The organism is Micromonospora sp. NBC_00617 (assembly GCF_045161355.1).
In the GTDB taxonomy this organism is placed as follows: Bacteria; Actinomycetota; Actinomycetes; order Mycobacteriales; family Micromonosporaceae; genus Micromonospora.
Genome location: NZ_CP107751.1, coordinates 7074655 through 7092779, shown reverse-complemented (window position 1 = coordinate 7092779; position 18125 = coordinate 7074655). Strand labels below are relative to the sequence as shown.

Here is an 18125-nt window from a genome sequence, read left to right as displayed (position 1 = left end):
CGACCGGCACCCACCCGCGTCGATTCCGACGCTCAGCGTCGGTCGAGCACCAACCCGCGGGCTGCGGCGTACTGGTCGCGGACGGCGGGGACGGCCGCTGCCGCGTACTCCTCGGTGCCCTCGACCGCCCAGACCGGCGGCGTGGGACCGCCCAGGGCGACCCAGGCGGCCTGCCGGGCGGCGCCGTCGGCGACGTACTCCCCGGCGGGCGGGACGACCACCGGGCAGCCGAAGACCTGCGGCGCGATCTGACGCACCGCGGCCGACCGGGCCCCACCGCCGATCAGGATGACCCGGCGGGCGACCGCACCCTGCGCGGTCAACGCGTCCAGGCCGTCGGCGAGCGCGCAGAGCATGCCCTCCACGGCGGCCCGCGCCAGGTGCGCGGGGGTCGAGGTACGCAGGGTCAGGCCGTGCACCGCGCCGGTGGCGAGCGGCCGGTTCGGTGTCCGCTCACCCTCCAGGTACGGCACCATGACCAGCCCGTCCGCTCCGGCTGGCGCGGAGAGCGCCAGCTCGGCCAGCTCGTCCAGGCTGACGCCGAGCATCGCGGCGGCGGCGTCCAGCACCCGGGCGGCGTTGAGCGTGGCAACCAGCGGCAGGAAACGACCGGACGCGTCGGCGAAGCCCGCCACGGCACCGCTCTCGTCGGCCGCGGGAACGTCCGCGACGCTGAACACGGTGCCGGAGGTGCCGATCGAGACGATCACGTCACCCGGCCCGGCGCCGACGCCGAGTGCGGCAGCGGCGTTGTCCCCGGTGCCCGCGCCGAGCAGCGCGCCACCCGACCCGCCCAGGTCGTCGGCCAGCTTGCCCGCCGACTCCGCCGGGCCGAGCACCTGGGGCACCACCAACTGTCGGCCGAAGCCCCGCTCCAGCAGGTCCAGTCGGTAGTCACCGGTGGCCGGCGACCAGTAGCTGGTGCCGCTGGCGTCCCCCCGGTCGGTACGCAGCGCGCCCAACCCCGGTGCGCCGGCCAGCCGCCAGGTCAGCCAGTCGTGCGGCAGGCAGACGGCGGCCACCCGGGCCGCCAGCTCCGGCTCGTGCGTCGCCAGCCACCGCAGTTTGGTCAGGGTGAAGCTGGCCACCGGAACGCTGCCGGTGGCCTCGGCCCAGAACCGCCGCCCGGCCGAGCCGCCGCCGGCCTCCTCGATGAGGTCGGCGGCGGCGTCGGCGGAGCGGGTGTCGTTCCACAGCAGGGCCGGGCGGACCACCCGGCCCGCCTCGTCGAGGCAGACCATGCCGTGCTGCTGGCCGCCGACGGAGACCGCCGCGACGTCGGCCAGCCCGCCGGCCTCGTCGGCGGCGCTGCGCAGCGCCTGCCACCAGGCTTCCGGGTCGACCTCGGTGCCGTCCGGGTGCGGTGCCCGGCCCTGCCGGAGCAGGGCGCCGGTCTCCGCGTCCCGGATGACCACCTTGCAGGACTGGGTGGACGAGTCAACGCCTGCGACCAACGGCATGGCGGGGCCTCAGCGGGCGCCGAGCAGGTGCTCGACGGCGAGCTGGTTGAGCCGGACGAAGGCGAAGCCCCGCGCGGCCACCGCGTCCACGTCGACGTCCTCGAACGCGGACCGGTCGGCCAGGAACTCCTCGTAGCCCTCGCCGTCGCCCAGCGTCGGCGTGCTCAGCTCGCCGACCTTGCTGGCGGCGAGCGCCTCGACGACCTCGGGGTCGGCGCGGAACGCCGCGGCGCGCTCCTTGAGCAGCAGGTAGGTGCTCATGTTGGCCGCCGCCGACGCCCACACCCCGTCCATGTCCTCGGTGCGCGACGGCTTGTAGTCGAAGTGCCGGGGGCCGTCGTAGGTCGGCCCGCCGTTGGGGCCGCCGTTCTCCAGGAGGTCCACCAGGGCGAACGCGTTCATCAGGTCGCCGTGGCCGAAGACCAGGTCCTGGTCGTACTTGATGCCGCGCTGGCCGTTGAGGTCCAGGTGGAACAGCTTGCCCTGCCAGAGCGCCTGGGCGATGCCGTGGGCGTAGTTGAGCCCGGCCATCTGCTCGTGGCCGACCTCCGGGTTGAGGCCGACCAGCTCCGGGTGGGCCAGCTGGGAGATGAAGCCGAGCGCGTGCCCGATGGTCGGCAGCAGGATGTCGCCGCGCGGCTCGTTGGGCTTGGGCTCCAGGGCGAACCGCAGGTTGTAGCCCTTGTCGATGGAGTACTGGGTGAGCAGGTTGACGGCCTCGCGGTAGCGGTCCAGGGCGGCCTGGACGTCCTTGGCGAGGTCGTACTCGGAGCCCTCGCGGCCACCCCACATGACGAAGGTGCTCGCGCCCAGCTCGGCGGCCAGGTCGACCTGGCGCAGCACCTTGCGCAGGGCGAAGCGGCGGACGTCGCGGTCGTTGCTGGTGAAGCCACCGTCCTTGAAGATCGGGTGGGTGAAGAGGTTGGTGGTGACCATGGGCACCACGAGGCCGGTCTCGTCGAGCGCCTTGCGGAACCGCGCGATGTGCTGGTCGCGGGTGGCGGCGTCGGCCCCGAACGGGATCAGGTCGTCGTCGTGGAAGGTGATGCCGTACGCGCCCAGCTCGGCGAGCCGGTGCACCGCCTCGACGGCGTCCAGCTCGGGACGGGTCGCGTCGCCGAACGGGTCGCGGGCCTGCCAGCCCACGGTCCAGAGCCCGAAGGAGAACTTGTCGGCGGGGGTGGGACGAGGTGCCATGAGTGGCCTCCGGGGTGGTGGTGTCAGGTATTTGTTCAGCGATTGAATTATTTGCCCGCCCTATGGCAGTGTCAAGGGGTGAGCCCCACCCACGCCCCGGCCGGCGCGGCCCGTCAGGGCAGCCTCCGCGAGCTCAACCTCGCCCTGGTCCTCGGCCGGATCGCCGCCGCCGACCGCCCCCCGTCCCGGGCCGACCTGGCCACGGCCACCGGCCTGACCCGGGCCACCGTCTCGGCGGTGGTCGAGGACCTGCTGGCGGGCCAACTGGTCAGCGAGGCCGACCCGGCCCCCAGGGCGGGCGCCGGCCGACCGGCCCGGGGGCTGGTCCTGGCCGACCAGGGCCCGGCCGGGCTCGGCCTGGAGGTCAACGTCGACTACCTGACGGTATGCGTCGTCGATCTCGCCGGCCAGGTCCGGCACCGCACCGTGCACCGGGCCGACCTGCGCCCGGTCGCCCCCGCCGACGCGCTGGCCCACCTCGTCGACCTCGCCGGGCAGGCCCGCGCCGACGCGGCCCGGCAGGGCCTCACCCTGGCCGGAGCCGCGCTCGCCGTACCCGGCCTGGTGGACGACGCCGGCCTGGTCCGGCTCGCGCCGAACCTCGGCTGGCGGGACGTCGCGGTGCCCGAACTGCTCAGCGGGCACCCGCCCCTGACCGATCAGGTGCCGGGCGTACCGGCCCTCGTGGTGGACAACGAGGCCAACCTCGCGGCGCTCGGCGAGCTGCACTCCCGACCGCCCGGCCCGGCGAGCTTCCTGCACATCTCCGGCGAGGTCGGCATCGGCGCGGGGATCGTCCTGGACGGCGCGCTGTTTCGCGGCGTACGCGGCTGGAGCGGCGAGATCGGCCACCTCCCGGTCCACCCCGAGGGCCGGCCGTGCCGCTGCGGAGGGCAGGGTTGCCTGGAGCAGTACGCCGGGCAGGAGGCGATCGTGGCCGGCGCCGGGCTGGTACGCGCGGAGCTCCCCGCGGACACCGCGACGGCGCGGCTGGCCGAGTTGGCCGAGGCCGGTGACCCGGACGCGCTGCGGGCGCTGCACGAGGCCGGTACGGCACTCGGGGTGGCGGTGGCCGGCGTGGTCAACCTGCTGGACCTGGACACCGTGGTGCTCGGCGGCGGGTACGCCCCGTTGGCGCCCTGGCTGTGCCCGCCGGTGCTCGCCGAGATCGCCGCTCGGGTGCTCACCGCCGCCTGGTCACCCGTCACGGTCCGGCCCTCGACCCTCGGTCCGGAGGCCGCCTCCGTGGGCGCGGCCGGCTCGGTGGTACGGCGGATCGTCGCCCGCCCCGCAGGCTGGCTGGGCCGATCCGGCTGACGCGCTCTGGGCGTGCGTCGGTACGGCGTGGTGGACGAGTGGCTGGGCGGGCAGGCGCACGACGACATCGCCATGCTGGCGGTGTGCGCGTCGACGCCGGCCTGAGTCAGGCGGTCCGGGCCACCGGCGGCTCACCGGTGGGCCATTCGCGGGGCGGGCCCACCGCCCGCTCGGGGCCGGTCTGCCACACCGTTCGGGTCGACGGCTCCGGGTGCTCCGACGAGTCCCCCGCCGGCCCGGTCGGTCGGTCCGGGTCCCGCGGGTCCGTGTCGTCCGGCCAGTCGCCGCGCCCCGGCGGCCGGTCCCCGTCCTCCGGCGCCGAGCCGCTTCGCGCCTGCTGCCGACGGGCGGCCTCGTCGAACTCCCGCATCCCGCTCACCAGGGCGGCACGGCCTGCCGGCGTCATCGCCGCCAGCACGGCGGCAATCCGCTTCTGGCGGTCCGCGCGCAGCTCCGTGAGGAGTCGGCGGGCCTCCGGGGTGAGGTGCAGGGATATCTCCCGCCGGTCGAAGCGGCCCGGTTCGCGCTCCAGCATGCCGGCCGCTACCAAGCGGTCGCAGAGCCGGCTGGCGGAACTGAGCAACATGTCCAGGCGGGCGGCGAGCCGGCGTAGGTTGATCCCGTCTTGTTGCTCGACCACCATCACAGCCCGTAGTTGGGCTCCGGAGACCCGGCTGGCGGTCGCCTCGCGGGCGGAATCCCACACGCCCAGCAGGGCACCCGCCGCCGCGTCCAATGCGGCGGCCATACTCGTCTCAGGGTCCGGTGGACCGTGTTCTTCGGCCATGGTGGCCCGAGAGTACTCCGAAGCCACTGGTCGTCGAGCTTTGATCAAGGAGGCCTGATGAGCGAACCGGTCAATCGGGCACGACGTACCCTGAACGAGACACCCGCCGACCGTCTGGTGGGCGGCATCGGGGGGATCCTCGACGAGGCGTACGGGGTCACCGAAGCGGAGCTGTACCAGGTCGACTACCGCCTCTCGGAGCTGTTGCCACTCACCGAGGGTGACTCCCTTCGGGGCGCCGGACACCCCGCCTGGCGTGCCTTCGACCACCAGGCGCCCCTGCTGGTCGACGGCACCGCCTGGGTGCCGGTCAGCATGCGCGGCGAACGGCGGGGCGTCCTGCGCCTGGCGCCGGTGGCCGACGACCCGGCAGTGCTCGGCGAGCTGGCCGACATCGCCACCGCGCTCGCGCATGAGCTGGCGGCCGTCGCCCCCGGCACCGACGTCTACAACGTCGCGCGGCGCAGCCAGCGGCTCACGCTGGCCGCCGAGATGCAGTGGGACCTGCTCCCCGGCCGCAGCCGGATCCGACCCTCGTTCAGCCTGGCCGGGCAGCTGGAACCGGCGTACGCCGTGCGGGGGGACAGCTTCGACTGGTCCGACGACGGGCAGCAGCTCTGGCTCTCCACGGTCAACGGAACCGGTGAGGGCGTCGCGGCGTCCCTGCTCACGTCGCTGGCCACCCACGCGCTGCGCAACGCCCGCCGGGCCGGCCTCGGTCTGGGTGATCAGGCAGCCCTCGCCGACCAGGCCATCTACGACGAGTACCGCGGCAAGCGGCACCTCTCCGTGCTGTTGATGGAGCTGGACCTGCGCTCCGGGACGCTGACCGTGGTGGACGCCGGCTCGCCACGGCTCGTCCTGCTGCGGGCCGGGGAGGTCACCGAGCAACCGCTGGAGGCGCAGTTCCCGCTCGGCATGTTCGAGGCGACCGACTACCACGAGCAGACGTTCACGCTGGAACGCGGTGACCGGCTCTTCGTGGTCAGCGACGGCGTGGTGGAGGCCACCGGGCAGAACGTGCGCTACGGCGAGACGGCACTGGACCGGTTCCTGCGCCGGACGGGCCCGATGGAGCCGCTGGACGCCGTGCGGTCGCTGATCGGCGACCTGCGCGCGTTCGTGGCCGGCGACCTCGTCGACGATGCCGTGGTGGTCTGCCTGGACTGGACCGGCCCGCAGGGCTGAGCGGCGGCGGTCAGTACGCGCCGCGGCTGTTCAGCACCGCGCCGGCGGTCTTCCAGAGGATGGTGAGGTCGGCGGCGAGCGACCAGTTCTCCACGTAGTAGAGATCGAGTCGGATGCCGTCCTCCCAACTCAGGTCGGACCGGCCGCTGACCTGCCAGAGCCCGGTCATACCGGGCTTCACCAGCAGCCGCCGGGCCACGTCACCGTCGTAGCGGGCCACCTCCGAGGGCAGCGGCGGGCGCGGCCCGACCAGGCTCATCTGGCCCAGCAGCACGTTGACCAGCTGCGGCAGCTCGTCGAGCGACCACTTGCGCAGCAGACGACCGACCCGGGTCACCCGGGGGTCGTCGCGCATCTTGAACATCAGGCCGTCGGTCTCGTTGCGGGTCGCCAGCTCGGCGAGCAGCGCGTCGGCGTTGACCACCATCGTCCGGAACTTGAACACGCCGAACTCCTGCCCGCCCCGACCCACCCGGATCTGGCGGAAGAGCACCGGCCCCCGGCTGTCCAGTTTGATGGCCACCGCGATGACCGCGATCAGCGGCAGCAGCAGCGCCAACGCCAGCGACGACGCGGACCGGTCGACGAACCCCTTGACCAGCTTGCGGGCACCGCGAAACTCGGGCGCCTCGACGTGGATCAGGGGCAGCCCGGCGACCGGACGGGTGTGGATCCGCGGGCCGGCCACGTCGGTCAGCGCGGGTGCCACGACGAGGTCGACGCCGGTCCCCTCCAGCTGCCAACCGAGCCGACGCAGTCGGGCCGCCGTCAGCTCACCGGAGGCGGTCACCGCGACCGTGTCCGCGCCGATCGCGGTGGCGGCCTCCGGGATGCCCCGGAACGACCCCACCACCGGCACGTCACCGAGCCGCTGGGCCACCGGAGCGAGCAGCGCGTCGGGGATGCACGCGCCGACCACCTGATAGCCGGCGTACGGCTCCCGGCGCAGGGTGTGCACCAACTCCAGGACGTGTGCGGTGTCGCCGACCACGAGCACCTTGCGCGACCAGCCGGCGCCTTTCGAGCGGGCCCGGTGCAGGCGTTTGCGCGCGACGAACCGGGTCACCTCCAGCCCGACCGTGCCGACCGCGAACGAGATGCCGAGGAAACCACGGGAGACGCCGACGTCGGCGATGTAGCCGGCGATGGCGATCGCGCCGGCCAGCCGCAGGCTCGCCGAGCTGACCCGCCGGTACTCGTCCGCCCCGTAGCCGACGACCCGGTCGTCGTAGCAACCGAGCGCCTTGAGGGAGATCAGCCAGGCCAGGACCAACCCCGGCGCCACCAGCACGTACGGGATCTCGGAGCCGACCGGCTCCTCGTCTCCGAACCGGCCGACGTACCCGACGAGCAGCGCGATGATGAGGATGGTGGTGTCCAGCACGACCAGGACCCGGACGTAGGATCGTTCGTCGGCGCGGGCCACCAGCCCGTTCGGCGGGCCTTGCGGAGTCGCCGAGGTGCTGGCAGGGGTCAACAGGGTCGCCGCGGTCACCGGCCCTCCCACTCTGCTCAGGACGGCCCCGGCCGACGAGTCGGACCGGAGGCGGACGGACGATGCCGGGACACGTCGACATCCTGCCCTGATAACTATGACTGCCGATTGCTTCCGACGTATTGCCGTCACTTTTCTTCAACCCTGCGGCCATAAAAGGAACCCGCCGTACCGCTGACGCGGTACGGCGGGTTTCTCCTGCTGGGCGGCCGGTCAGCGCGGCGCCGGGGGGCGGCGCGCGATGGCGGTGAGGAAGATGCTGCCGATCTCGCTCGGGTCCTTGGTGACGAAGACGTCGCCACCGGTCACCTTGGTGATCGACTCCAACTCGGTCTTGCTGACGCCCTCGCCGATACCGATCATGATGACCTGCACGGGCCGCTCCGGGTCGGCGATCTGCTTGAGCTTGGCGAGCAGTTGCCCCTGGTTGAGGCCGTTGTCGTCCTCGTTCTTGCCGTCGGTGAACAGCACGATGGAGTTGACCCGGCCGGGCTGCCAGTCCTCCTGCACCGCCTGGTACGCGGCGAACACGGTGTCGTAGAGGCCGGTGTCACCGCTGGACGGCTTGATGGTGGCGAGCGCCCCCTCCAACTGCGCCCGCTGGCCGGAGAGCGGCCCGATCGGGACCAGCTCCCGGTAGTCCCGATTGCCGACCAGCTTGGTGGAGAAGGTCCACAGGCCGATGGACCAGGAGTCGTCGAAGAGGCCCAGGCCGCGGCGGGCCGCGTCCACGGTGACCTCCTCCCGGCTGCGGTTGTTGGCGCTGGGCACCTGGTCCTTCATCGAGCCGGAGACGTCGATGACGGCGAGCATCCGACCCGACTGGGTGGCGATCGACCAGCTGGAGACGACACGCTGTATCGCGGCCGGGTCCAGGCCGCCCGCCGCGGTGCCGCCGGCCGCCGGGGCGGTCGACGCGCCGCCGGCCGGGCTCGGGGCACCCTGCGGCGCGTTGAAGCCGGCACCCCAGTTGCCGTCCGGACCGCGCAGCGACTGCGCCGCCAGCCGGTCGCGGAACTTCGGGGCGGTGAGCAGCTCGAACAGCACCTTCGCCGCAGCCGCCTTGGTCGGCTCGATGCCGGGCAGCACCGCGTACGGGTAGTCCAGCGGCATCGGGGCCGGCTCCATGTAGAGCGCAGCGAGCGGCACCGGGGGCTTCTTGCTGTTGTAGGCGATCACGTCTTCTTCGGAGAGCGCCGCCGCACCGAGCGCGCTCGCGATGGACGTCGGGTCCGTGGCGGTCGGGAAGCGGGCCAGCAGGTCGCTGCGGAGCGAGGACCGACCCGTGGCCAGCGCCCGCAGCGCGCCGACGGTGCTGCGCTGCGCGTCCCCGCCAGCGCCGCTGGCGGCCGTGGTCAGTGAGAGCAGGCCGGACAGGCCGGCCGCGTCCCGGGTCGGCTCGACGATGCCGGTACGCAGCGGCTTGCTGCTGTTGACCTGCTTGAGCAGGTCGGTCCAGGTGAACTTGGCGTTGGGCCAGCCCAGCCGCGTGGCCACCGGCTCGGGCATCGCCACGACGACGGGGCTGCGCGCGATGGAGGCCCCGTTGGTCGGCGCGAACGCGGTGGCGTCCTTCTTCAGTCGCAGCAGCCAGGTCGAGGAGTCTGGCACCCAGACGTCCGGGGTGACCGCCGTGCCGCTGGCCTGCCCGACGCCGGCCAGCACGGCACCGTGCTTCGCGGCCACCACGGCGGCCACGTCGACCGGGTCGGACGCCGAGACGTCCACCCGGATGCAGGTGGGGCCGACCGCGGCACCGTCCTTGACCCATTGGGACGCGGCGGCGTCCACCGCGGGCGCCAACTCGGAGGCGACCGCGACGGCGAGTCGAATCTCTCCCGAACAGCTGGGCTGGATCAGCTCCTTGTAGCCGAACCAGACGCCGGTGGTGACGACGAGAACCGTCGCCGTCGCGGCGGCGGCTGCTAGATGGAGTTTCGAACGCATGCGATGGCGGCCTGCTGACACGCTGACCATCTTGCGTATTAGGTGCCGTCTCTGCCACATCCGTTCGGACTAAAGTTACGCAGGAGAAACAGTTGATCGCTCTTTAGCAACAGAGTGTGACGAGATGGCCCCAGGCCGTTGCCAAACCGGTTTCCGTCTCACGTCCGGCCCGTCGCCCGAGCGACTCACGGCAGCACGCAGGTCGGGCTCGCCACCGCGACGGGCTCGCCGATCGGGGCCGGGATGCCGGTGCTCGCGTCCCGCCGGAAGGCCCGCACCATGTCCGCCCGCTCGTCGGCGACGTACAGGTGCTCCCCGATGAGGGCGAAGTGCCGCGGCCACTCACCCCCGGTCTCCACTTCGGCCACCAGCTCGGGCAGCTCACCGGCCAGGTCGAACACAGCGATGGTGCCGACCCCGCGGTTGGCGACGTAGAGGAAACGGCCGTCCGGGTCGACCGCGACCTCCGACGGCTGGACGTGCCCCGCCCGCTCACTCGCCTCGACCCGGCCACGCTGGTGCAGCGCCCCGTCGTCGGTCAACTCGTACGCGGTGACCGAGGCATCCAGCTCGCCGACCAGATAGCAGCGCCGGCCGTCGGGATGGCGGGCCAGGTGCCGGGGCCCGGTGCCGGGCGCCGTCCGCATCCGCGGACCGCGCGGCACCAGCCGCCCGCTCGCGCCGTCCAGGTCGTACCGGTAGACCGAGTCGGTGCCGAGATCCACCGCCAGCAGCGGCCCCCGATCCCGGCCCGGGGAGACCATGTGGGCGTGCGCCCGGTCCTGGCGTTCCGGGTCCGGGCCGTGCCCCTCGTGCACCACCAGATCGGTGCGCTCGCCGGGCACGCCCTGCGCGTCGAGCGGGAAGACCGCGACGCTGCCGCCGCCGTAGTTGGCGGCCACCAGGTGGTCACCGTCGGGCAGCACCGCCAGGTGACAGGGCTCGGCGCCGCCGGTCGAGAAGCTGCCGAGCGCGTCCAGCGCGCCGTCCGGCCCGACCTGCCAGGCGCTGATCGCCCCGTCGGTCAGCTCGTTGACCGCGTAGAGCACCGGACGGGTGGGGTGCCGCACGAGGAACGACGGCGACGGCGTGACCGCCACCGTGCCGAGGGAGGTCAGCGCCCCGGTTGCCGGGTCCCGGTGGGCGGCGACGATGCCGCTGCCCCGCCCTCCGCTCTGCGCGGTGTAACCCCCGATGTGGACGATCTCGCCCTGACCAGTCACGCTGCACCCCTTTGCCGGCATCCTGGAGTAGATCCAACCAGAGCTGCCCACGGCGCCGACCCGCTAACCGGCTTTCCGAGGACCAGATCGGCCCGCCGATCCCGCGTCGGCCGGCCGGCGCCAGGCCGCCCGCCCGCGCGGCAGGGCCAGGTCAGGCGGCCGGCACCGGCTCACCGCGCTGCCGGGCGACGTGCTCGACCAGGGAGATCAACACCAGCTTGCCGGACTGCCGGTCCCGGGCGTCGCAGAGCACCATCGGCACGTCCGGATCCAGGTCGAGCGCCCGGCGTACGGTCTCCAGCTCGAACCGACGGGTGTCCTCGAAGCAGTTCACGCCCACCACGAACGGGATGCCACGCTGCTCGAAGTAGTCGATCGAGGGGAAGCAGTCGGCCAGCCGCCGCGTGTCGGCGAGCACCACCGCGCCGAGGGCGCCGAAGGCCAGCTCGTCCCAGAGGAACCAGAACCGGTCCTGGCCGGGGGTGCCGAACAGGTACACCTGAAGGTCGTCGTTGATGGTGATCCGGCCGAAGTCCATCGCCACCGTGGTGGTCGACTTGCCCTCCACCCCGGAGATGTCGTCGGTGCCGATGCCGGCATCGGTCAGCACCTCCTCGGTCTGCAACGGTCGAACCTCGCTCAACGCGCTCACCAGCGTCGTCTTGCCGGCACCGAAGCCCCCGGCGATGAGGATCTTCAGTGCGAGCGGGACGGTGACCGAGGTGCCCGCCTGGTCATAGCGCACGGAGTCCACTGACCACCGCCTTGAGGATGTCGTCGTCGGGAAGGTCGCTGCCGGCCGGCGGCTCGTGCACCGCGACCAGCCCCTGAGCGAGGAGGTCACCGAGCAGCACCCGGATCACCCCGACCGCGAGGTCCAGCTCGGCCGCCAGCTCGGCCACCGACACCGGGCGCCCGGCCAACGTGACCAGCCGCCGGTGCTCCGGCGGCAGCTGCGGGTGGGCCGCCAGGTCGAGGTCCGAGCCGGCCAGCACGAACGCGACCAGGTCGAACCCGTCGACGGCCGAGCGCACCCGGCCGCCGGTGAGCGTGTACGGGCGGACCACCGGGCCCGCGTCGCCGTCCAGCCACTCGTGCTGGGGGCCGGGCGGCTCAGCCCGCATCACCGGCATCCGTCGATCCTCGGGCGGCGGCGGTGAGGTTCTCCCCCACGCGGATGACCAGCATCGCCATCTCGTACGCGACCAGGCCGATGTCCGCGTCGGCGTCGCTCACCACGGCCAGGCAGGCACCCTGCCCGGCGGCGGTGACGAAGAGGTACGCCGACTCCATCTCCACCACCGTCTGCCGGACCGGACCGCCGTCCACGTGCCGGCTCGCACCCCGGGCGAGGCTGGAGAAGCCGGCGGCGAGCGCGCAGAGGTGCTCGGCGTCGGAGCGCTCCAGCTCGGCCGAGGCGCCGAGCAGCAGCCCGTCGGCGGAGAGCACCACCGCCTCCCGGGCGGCCGGTACCCGTTGCACCAACTCGTCGAGCAACCAGTCGAGGCTGGCGCTCTGCTTCGTCGTCTGCCGCACTAGGCGTCCCTCTCAGTCTCGGTCGGAGGTTTGGAGGCCGTCGGAGGCGCCGGAGCCGGGCCTGCCGCAGCCGGAGTCGCACCCGCGCGGTTCGCCGGAGCGGTCGTGCCGGGCGCACCGCCCCGAGCGGCCGAGCCCGGGGCGACGACGGTGGCCCGGCCGCGTGCGGTGCCGGCCTGGAGAGCCGCCATGACCCGGCGTACCTCCTCCGGCGACCGTGGCGACGGCGCGTCGGCGACGGTGGACCGGGGCTGGGCGGTGGGGGTACGCCGTCGCACCCGGCGGGGCAGCCCCTCCAGGTCGTCCGTCGTCCCGTCGGAGGACGACTCGCCGTTGACGTCCGGCGCGTCCGCGCCCGTCCCACCGGCGCCCGGTCCGTCGGCGGACGGACGGTCGGGCGTCGGGCCCGTGGGGAGGGCGAGGGTGGGCAGGTCATCGGTGGCGGTCGCGGCCACGGCCGGGCTGGTACGGCCGGCGCGGGGCCGGGGCACCGTACCTCGGCGCACCGGTCGGGCCAGCCGCCGGTCGCCCGCAGTCGCGGCCAGCGTGGCGGGGTCGGGGCCGGCCGGCGGCTCGCTGGTGACCAGGTCGGCGGGGACCAGCACCACTGCGGTGACGCCGCTCCCCTCGGCGGACCGCAGCCGTACGCGGACAGCGTGTCGGGCCGCGAGCCGGGCCACCACGAACAGGCCGAGTCGGGCACTCTGCGCCGGGTCGAATTCGGGCGAGCTGGCCAGCCGGGTGTTGGCGCTCTCCAGCGCGGCGACGGACATGCCCAGCCCCTGGTCGGTGACCTCCAGGACGTACCCGTTGGCGACCTGCTCCCCGCTGATGGTCACCCGCGTGTCCGGCGGTGAGAAGGCGGTGGCGTTCTCGACCAGCTCGGCGAGCAGGTGGATGATGTCGCCGACCGCCCGACCCAGCACGCCGACCGGCTGCACGGTGGTGATGTCCACCCGGTCGTACGCCTCGACCTCGCTGATCGCGCCGCGGACCAGGTCGACCATCGCGACCGGGTTGCGCCACCCTCGGCCCGGCGCGGAGCCGGCGAGAATGACCAGATCCTCGGCGTGCCGGCGGAGCCGGGTGGCCAGGTGGTCCACCTGGAACAGTTCGGCCAGCTCGTCCGGGTCCTCGGCGCGACGCTCCATCCGGTCCAGCAGGTGCAGCTGCCGGTGCACCAGGCCCTGGCTGCGCCGGGCGATGTTGAGGAACACCTCGTTGAGCCCTCGGCGCAGGGTGACCTCGTCCACGGCGGCCTGGACGGCGGTGCGCTGCACCTCGGTGAAGGCCCGCCCGACCTCGCCGATCTCGTCGTTGCCGTACTCCAGGGGTGGCGCCTCCCGGGCGACGTCGACCTGCTCACCCCGGCGCAGTCGGGTCACCACGTCCGGCAGTCGGTGCTCGGCCAGCTCCAGGGCGGCGGTACGGACCCCGCTGAGTCGCCGGACCAACGTGCGGCCGACCCGCAGCGCCACCAGCACCGAGACCACCACGGCGGCGAGCCCGAGCACACCGGCTGCGGCAAGCCGGACCAGGATCCAGACGGCCATCGGCACCGAACGGTCGGTGAGCCCGTCGGCCTCGGACAGCTCGAAGTCACGCAACTGCTGCTGTACGGCGTCGTGGCTGGTCTGCCACGACGCCGCGTCCACTGGTGGTCGACCTGACCTGTTGGACCCGATCAACGCGTCCTGCATCGCGCGCAGGCTGGTGAACTCCGGGCTCTCGGTCAGTCGCTGGTACGCGGTGCGCCCGGCCTCGGGCAGGTCGGCCACCGCGCTCTCGATGAGCCACCGCTGGTTGCCGATGGCCTGCACGAGCAGGGCGTGCTCCCCTTCGGCGAACTTTCCGGCGGTCAGCACGCCGGCCAGCATGGCGTCGGTCTGGCCGAGCAGCTCCCGGGAACGGCCCAGCGTGGTGAGGGCCAGCGCCTGTCGGTTGATGGCCGGATCGCTCAGATTCGCCATCGCGGAGAACGCCTGGAAGGCTGCCGAGACCATGCCGCTGTAGAGGCCGAGGGCCCCGGCGCGGTCCATCATGCCGTCGTCGATGAAGTCCCGTCCGGTCGGCAACGCCGCCAGGGCGGTGACCAGCCGGTCGACCCGGTCCTCCAACAGGTCGTCGGCGGCGTCGCGCAACGCCTCCCCGTCGACCCGGCGACGCAGCTCGGCGACCGCCCGATCCGTACGCTGACGCTGCTCGGTCAGGGCGGGCAGCTTGGTGGTGCCGGCGAGCTGCACCACCGACAGTCGACGCTCGCGTTGCAGCTCGGTGACGACCGCCTCGCCAGGGCGGCCCAGGTCGTACAGCAGGGTGCGCGCGGAGAGCAGGTTGAGGGCGGGGCCGAACGTCAACGTCGTCGCGAAGATCCACAGCGCGAGGAGCGCGGTCACCGGGGCGACGACCAACGCGGTCAGCTTCGAGCGGATCGGCCAATCGCGGGTTCTCATCAGACCTCGCCCGTCAAGGGGTGGCAGGAGGGGCGCCGGCACCGCCGGGCAACGCGCTCGCCGGTCGCGCACCCGGTCGTCAGGCCGGGCACCGGCGCGGGCGCCTTGGGCAGGATACGTAATCGCGCCCGGTTGCACTACCGCCCGTCGCGCCGACATCGACGCTGCAGAATGCGCCTGCGTCCCGCCACGACGAGCGCCCCACCGGTGACCGGTGGGGCGCTCGTGCTGGGGCGGTACGGATCAGACGTTGTCAGCGATGCCGAGCCCTTCGGCGACGCGGCGACCGTAGCTGGCGTCGCACTGGCTGAAGTGCCAGACCATCTTCTCCTGGATGTGCTTGTCACACTGGGCCAGCAGCGTGGTCAGGTTGTGCACCAGGTCGTCGCGCTCGGCGTCCGTCATCTCGCGGAAGCGCCGGCCGGCCTGCGCGTAGTTGTTCTGCCGCTCGATCGGGGCCTTCATGACGTGCCCGGAGACGAAGGGCCGGTACTCCCGGTAGGACTCATCGGCCTCCTGGAGACCGGCCACGGAGGACGGCTCGAAGTTGATGTGCGGGTTGCCACCGCGGTTGTCCACCCCGTACGACATCTGACCGCCGCCCTGGTTGGTGCTGACCTGGACGTCCTCGCGCGGCCGGTTCACCGGGAGTTGGAGGTAGTTCGGGCCGACCCGGTAGCGCTGGGTGTCCGAGTAGGAGAAGGTCCGGCCGATGAGCATCTTGTCGTCGGAGAAGTCGATACCGTCGACCAGCACGCCGGTGCCGAAGGCGATCTGCTCGTTCTCGTTGTGGTGGTCGGTGATGTTGCGGTTGAGCGTCATCATGCCGACCGGCAGGTAGGGGAACTGCTCCTCCGGCCAGATCTTGGTGTCGTCGAGCGGGTCGAAGTCCAGCTCGGGATGTTCGTCGTCGCTCATGATCTGCACGTTGAGCTCCCACTGGGGGTACTCGCCGCGCTCGATCGCCTCGTACAGGTCCTTCGAGGCGTGGCCCAGCTCGGTGGCCTGGATGGCATCCGCCTCGACCTGGGTCAGGTTGTGCTCGCCCTGCTGGGTCAGCCAGTGAAACTTGACCAGCACGCCCTCGCCCTGGGCGTTCACGAGGCGGTAGGTGTTCACGCCGGACCCACGCATGGTGCGGTAGTTCCGCGGGATGCCGTACGGGGAGAAGAGCCAGGTCAACATGTGCATCGACTCGGGCGTGTTGGACATGAAGTCGAAGATGCGGTTCGGCTCCTGGCGGAAGGTCACCGGGTCGGGCTTCAGCGAGTGGATCACGTCGGGGAACTTGATCGCGTCGCGGATGAAGAAGACCTGGAGGTTGTTGCCGACCAGGTCCCAGTTGCCGTCCTGGGTGCGGAACTTGACCGCGAAACCGCGCGGGTCGCGGGTGGCCTCGGAGGAGTCCCGGCCACCGATGACGGTGGAGAAGCGGATGGTGACCGGGGTTTTCGCGCCCCTGGTCTGGAACAGCTTGGCCCGGGTGTACGTGGCGGCCGGCACGTCGCCGATCGTCCCGTACGCCTCGAACTCGCCGTGCGCGACGAAGCCGCGCGCGTGCACCACCCGCTCCGGGATGCGCTCCCGGTCGAAGTGGCTGATCTTTTCCAGGAAGTGGTAGTTCTCCAGCGTGGCAGGCCCGCGTGAGCCGACCGTCCGCTGCTGCTGGTTGTTGTGCACGGGGTGACCCTGGCGGGTGGTGAGGGTCGGCCTGTCGGCCTGCGGATCGCTCATTGGTCTCCTCCGGATGCGTGGTGCGGCGTACCTGACCGGTCCCGGGGTCGGCCGGGCCGGGTCGCTCGCGGGCGTACGGCGGGCACCACCCACTCAAGCGCGTTATCTGGAATGAGTCAAGTTTCCGCTCCGAAATGTGGCGACACCCGGTCGAGACCGGCGAGGAAAGTGCCTCGGATCGGGATTGGCGATCAGTACGCGGAGGGAATACCAGGTAACGAAGGAGGAGCCCATGTCGCCCACGCAGATAATCGTCATCGTGCTCGTCGTGCTGGTGATCGTCGCGGCGATCGCCGTGGCCGTCCGGACGATCGGCCATCGCCGCGCGTTGCGCAGCCGGTTCGGGCCGGAGTACGACCGGCTGGTGCAGGAGCAGGACAGCCGGTCCGCCGCGGAGCGCGAGCTGCGCGACCGGGAACGCCGGCACGCCGAGCTCACGCTCACCCCGCTCAGCCCGGAGTCGCGGGCCCGGTACGCCGCCACCTGGGAAGAGCTGCAGATCCGCTTCATCGACTCGCCGGGCGAGACCGTGGGCGACGCCGACGAACTGGTCACCCGGCTCATTGCGGAGCAGGGCTATCCGACCGGGGACTTCTCCGACCAGATCGCCCACCTCTCCGTCGAGCATGCTCGCACGCTGACCAACTACCGGGACGCGCACGAGATCCACCTCCGCAACTCCCGGGGCGAGGCGGGCACCGAGGAGCTGCGCCAGGCGGTCGTGCACTACCGGACCCTCTTCGCCGACCTGCTCGGCGAGGAGCCGGTCGGTCAGCGCACGCCCGAACAAGGTTCCCACCCGGACACTCCGCACGACGCCACGAGCCGCTGAGGAGGCCACCGATGCGCCACGAAAAGCAGCAGGTGAGCAACGACCATCCGGAGGCCGTCCGGTCCGCACCGGTGCCACCGACCGGCGACCGGGCCGCCCGCTCGGACGTACCCGAGGACGCCCTGGACGACCGGGGCACCTTCGACGATCCGACCACCGACGATGACCGGACCGATGACCAGCGGGCCGAGGACACCGACCGCCGGAGCAGGCCCGACGACGAGGGTGGCTTCCACGAGCCGGGGCCGCTGCCGACCACCTTCGGCGCCACCACGGTGGCCGACGCGGTGGCGGCGTCCGCACTGGCGAGCCCGCGCCCGCAGGACCAGCCGGACCCGCGGGCCGAACGAACCGCCCAACCGGGCGACGGCGCCGAGGACGGCGAGCGGGAGGGTCTGCGCGCCGACCCCACCGCCGAACTGCACCGCCGCGACGGCGTCCCGGAGACCGACCGCGACCTGACCGACTGGGCCGGCGATCCCGACGCTGCGGGCGCGGCCGGCTACGGCAGCGCGTCTCCGGAGATGGTCGACCCGGACGCCGACGCCGAACCGGTCACCGCCGCGACGGCCGGCGCCTCCCTGAAATCCGCCGGGACGTCGCGGCCCGCCGGTTCAACCGTCGCCGCCGAACCGGCCACGCTCCTCGACGGGGACACCGCGCAGGGATTCCGGGACCGCTGGCGGGACGTGCAGCTGCGTTTCGTCGACGATCCGCACGCCGCCGCCGGCGAGGCTCAAGCCCTGGTGGAGGAGGCCATCCAGGCTCTCGCCTCGGCACTGGCCGCGCAGAAGAACACCCTCGGCGGGTGGCAGGACGCCGGCTCGGCGGACACCGAGCAGCTGCGGATGGCCGTCCGCAACTACCGGGACTTCCTGGACCGCGTACTGGGTCGCTGAGGCGACCCGATCGAAGGGGCGCTCCGGCCTGCCGGCCGGGGCGCCCCTCGGCGTCCC

Annotated in this window: 15 protein-coding genes; 4 read left to right on the top strand and 11 right to left on the bottom strand. The window is 72.7% G+C overall.

Annotated elements, in window-relative coordinates; translation table 11 throughout:
- Positions 1–32 precede the first annotated feature (32 nt).
- Both xylB and xylA read right to left on the bottom strand, forming a co-directional pair.
- Positions 33–1460 carry a xylulokinase gene (gene xylB, locus OG505_RS32965; RefSeq protein WP_405429934.1) on the bottom strand — a complete coding sequence of 476 codons (1428 nt, stop codon included), beginning with the start codon at positions 1458–1460 and terminating at the stop codon, positions 33–35.
- A 9-nt stretch (positions 1461–1469) separates the two neighbouring features.
- Positions 1470–2657 carry a xylose isomerase gene (gene xylA, locus OG505_RS32960; RefSeq protein WP_405429933.1) on the bottom strand — a complete coding sequence of 396 codons (1188 nt, stop codon included), beginning with the start codon at positions 2655–2657 and terminating at the stop codon, positions 1470–1472.
- 78 nt (positions 2658–2735) lie between these two features.
- Here xylA and OG505_RS32955 point away from each other — a divergent pair, with 78 nt between their 5' ends.
- Positions 2736–3974, top strand: a complete 1239-nt coding sequence (locus OG505_RS32955) for an ROK family protein (protein WP_405429932.1) — start codon at positions 2736–2738, stop codon at positions 3972–3974.
- A 106-nt stretch (positions 3975–4080) separates the two neighbouring features.
- Here OG505_RS32955 and OG505_RS32950 read toward each other — a convergent pair whose 3' ends face one another.
- Positions 4081–4722 (bottom strand): MarR family winged helix-turn-helix transcriptional regulator, encoded by a 642-nt coding sequence (locus OG505_RS32950; RefSeq protein ID WP_405429931.1) that lies wholly within the window; start codon positions 4720–4722, stop codon positions 4081–4083.
- 96 nt (positions 4723–4818) lie between these two features.
- Here OG505_RS32950 and OG505_RS32945 point away from each other — a divergent pair, with 96 nt between their 5' ends.
- Positions 4819–5949: a PP2C family protein-serine/threonine phosphatase gene (locus tag OG505_RS32945; RefSeq protein ID WP_405429929.1), complete on the top strand. Its 1131-nt coding sequence runs from the start codon at positions 4819–4821 to the stop codon at positions 5947–5949.
- A 10-nt stretch (positions 5950–5959) separates the two neighbouring features.
- On the opposite strand, the gene OG505_RS32940 is transcribed toward OG505_RS32945, so the two are convergent.
- The 8 genes from OG505_RS32940 to OG505_RS32905 form a co-directional block, all read right to left on the bottom strand.
- Positions 5960–7444 (bottom strand): sugar transferase, encoded by a 1485-nt coding sequence (locus OG505_RS32940; protein ID WP_405429928.1) that lies wholly within the window; start codon positions 7442–7444, stop codon positions 5960–5962.
- A gap of 213 nt (positions 7445–7657) precedes the next feature.
- Positions 7658–9412 (bottom strand): substrate-binding domain-containing protein, encoded by a 1755-nt coding sequence (locus OG505_RS32935; protein ID WP_405429927.1) that lies wholly within the window; start codon positions 9410–9412, stop codon positions 7658–7660.
- Positions 9413–9576: 164 nt separating this feature from the next.
- A complete protein-coding gene (locus tag OG505_RS32930) occupies positions 9577–10614 on the bottom strand; it encodes a lactonase family protein (protein WP_405429926.1) in 1038 nt (345 codons plus the stop codon).
- Between the two features lie 151 nt (positions 10615–10765).
- On the bottom strand, positions 10766–11368 hold the full coding sequence (locus OG505_RS32925; protein ID WP_007464399.1) for an ATP/GTP-binding protein: 603 nt from the start codon (positions 11366–11368) through the stop codon (positions 10766–10768).
- A complete protein-coding gene (locus tag OG505_RS32920; protein ID WP_405434863.1) occupies positions 11349–11738 on the bottom strand; it encodes a DUF742 domain-containing protein in 390 nt (129 codons plus the stop codon). The genes OG505_RS32925 and OG505_RS32920 overlap by 20 nt, the downstream gene beginning before the upstream one ends.
- On the bottom strand, positions 11728–12150 hold the full coding sequence (locus OG505_RS32915) for a roadblock/LC7 domain-containing protein (RefSeq protein ID WP_234582163.1): 423 nt from the start codon (positions 12148–12150) through the stop codon (positions 11728–11730). The genes OG505_RS32920 and OG505_RS32915 overlap by 11 nt, the downstream gene beginning before the upstream one ends.
- The gene (locus tag OG505_RS32910) at positions 12150–14603 is read right to left on the bottom strand and encodes a nitrate- and nitrite sensing domain-containing protein (RefSeq protein ID WP_405429923.1); all 2454 of its coding nucleotides are present in this window, start codon (positions 14601–14603) and stop codon (positions 12150–12152) included. The genes OG505_RS32915 and OG505_RS32910 overlap by 1 nt, the downstream gene beginning before the upstream one ends.
- Before the next feature lie 243 nt (positions 14604–14846).
- Positions 14847–16337 (bottom strand): catalase, encoded by a 1491-nt coding sequence (locus OG505_RS32905; RefSeq protein ID WP_405429922.1) that lies wholly within the window; start codon positions 16335–16337, stop codon positions 14847–14849.
- Positions 16338–16569: 232 nt separating this feature from the next.
- On the opposite strand from OG505_RS32905, the gene OG505_RS32900 reads away from it, so the two are divergent.
- Positions 16570–17169 (top strand): hypothetical protein, encoded by a 600-nt coding sequence (locus OG505_RS32900; protein ID WP_405429920.1) that lies wholly within the window; start codon positions 16570–16572, stop codon positions 17167–17169.
- A gap of 11 nt (positions 17170–17180) precedes the next feature.
- Complete coding sequence (locus OG505_RS32895; protein ID WP_405429918.1) at positions 17181–18068, top strand: hypothetical protein; 888 nt, start codon at positions 17181–17183, stop codon at positions 18066–18068.
- Positions 18069–18125: the final 57 nt, after the last annotated feature.

Excerpts from the sequence above, each read along its gene's own strand:
- OG505_RS32945 (WP_405429929.1), top strand. The coding sequence starts at position 4,819 with ATGAGCGAACCGGTCAATCGGGCACGACGTACCCTGAACGAGACACCC.
- xylA (WP_405429933.1), bottom strand. The coding sequence starts at position 2,657 with ATGGCACCTCGTCCCACCCCCGCCGACAAGTTCTCCTTCGGGCTCTGG.
- xylB (WP_405429934.1), bottom strand. The coding sequence starts at position 1,460 with ATGCCGTTGGTCGCAGGCGTTGACTCGTCCACCCAGTCCTGCAAGGTG.
- OG505_RS32950 (WP_405429931.1), bottom strand. The coding sequence starts at position 4,722 with ATGGCCGCCGCATTGGACGCGGCGGCGGGTGCCCTGCTGGGCGTGTGG.
- OG505_RS32905 (WP_405429922.1), bottom strand. The coding sequence starts at position 16,337 with ATGAGCGATCCGCAGGCCGACAGGCCGACCCTCACCACCCGCCAGGGT.
- OG505_RS32895 (WP_405429918.1), top strand. The coding sequence starts at position 17,181 with ATGCGCCACGAAAAGCAGCAGGTGAGCAACGACCATCCGGAGGCCGTC.
- OG505_RS32910 (WP_405429923.1), bottom strand. The coding sequence starts at position 14,603 with ATGAGAACCCGCGATTGGCCGATCCGCTCGAAGCTGACCGCGTTGGTC.
- OG505_RS32900 (WP_405429920.1), top strand. The coding sequence starts at position 16,570 with ATGTCGCCCACGCAGATAATCGTCATCGTGCTCGTCGTGCTGGTGATC.
- OG505_RS32920 (WP_405434863.1), bottom strand. The coding sequence starts at position 11,738 with ATGCGGGCTGAGCCGCCCGGCCCCCAGCACGAGTGGCTGGACGGCGAC.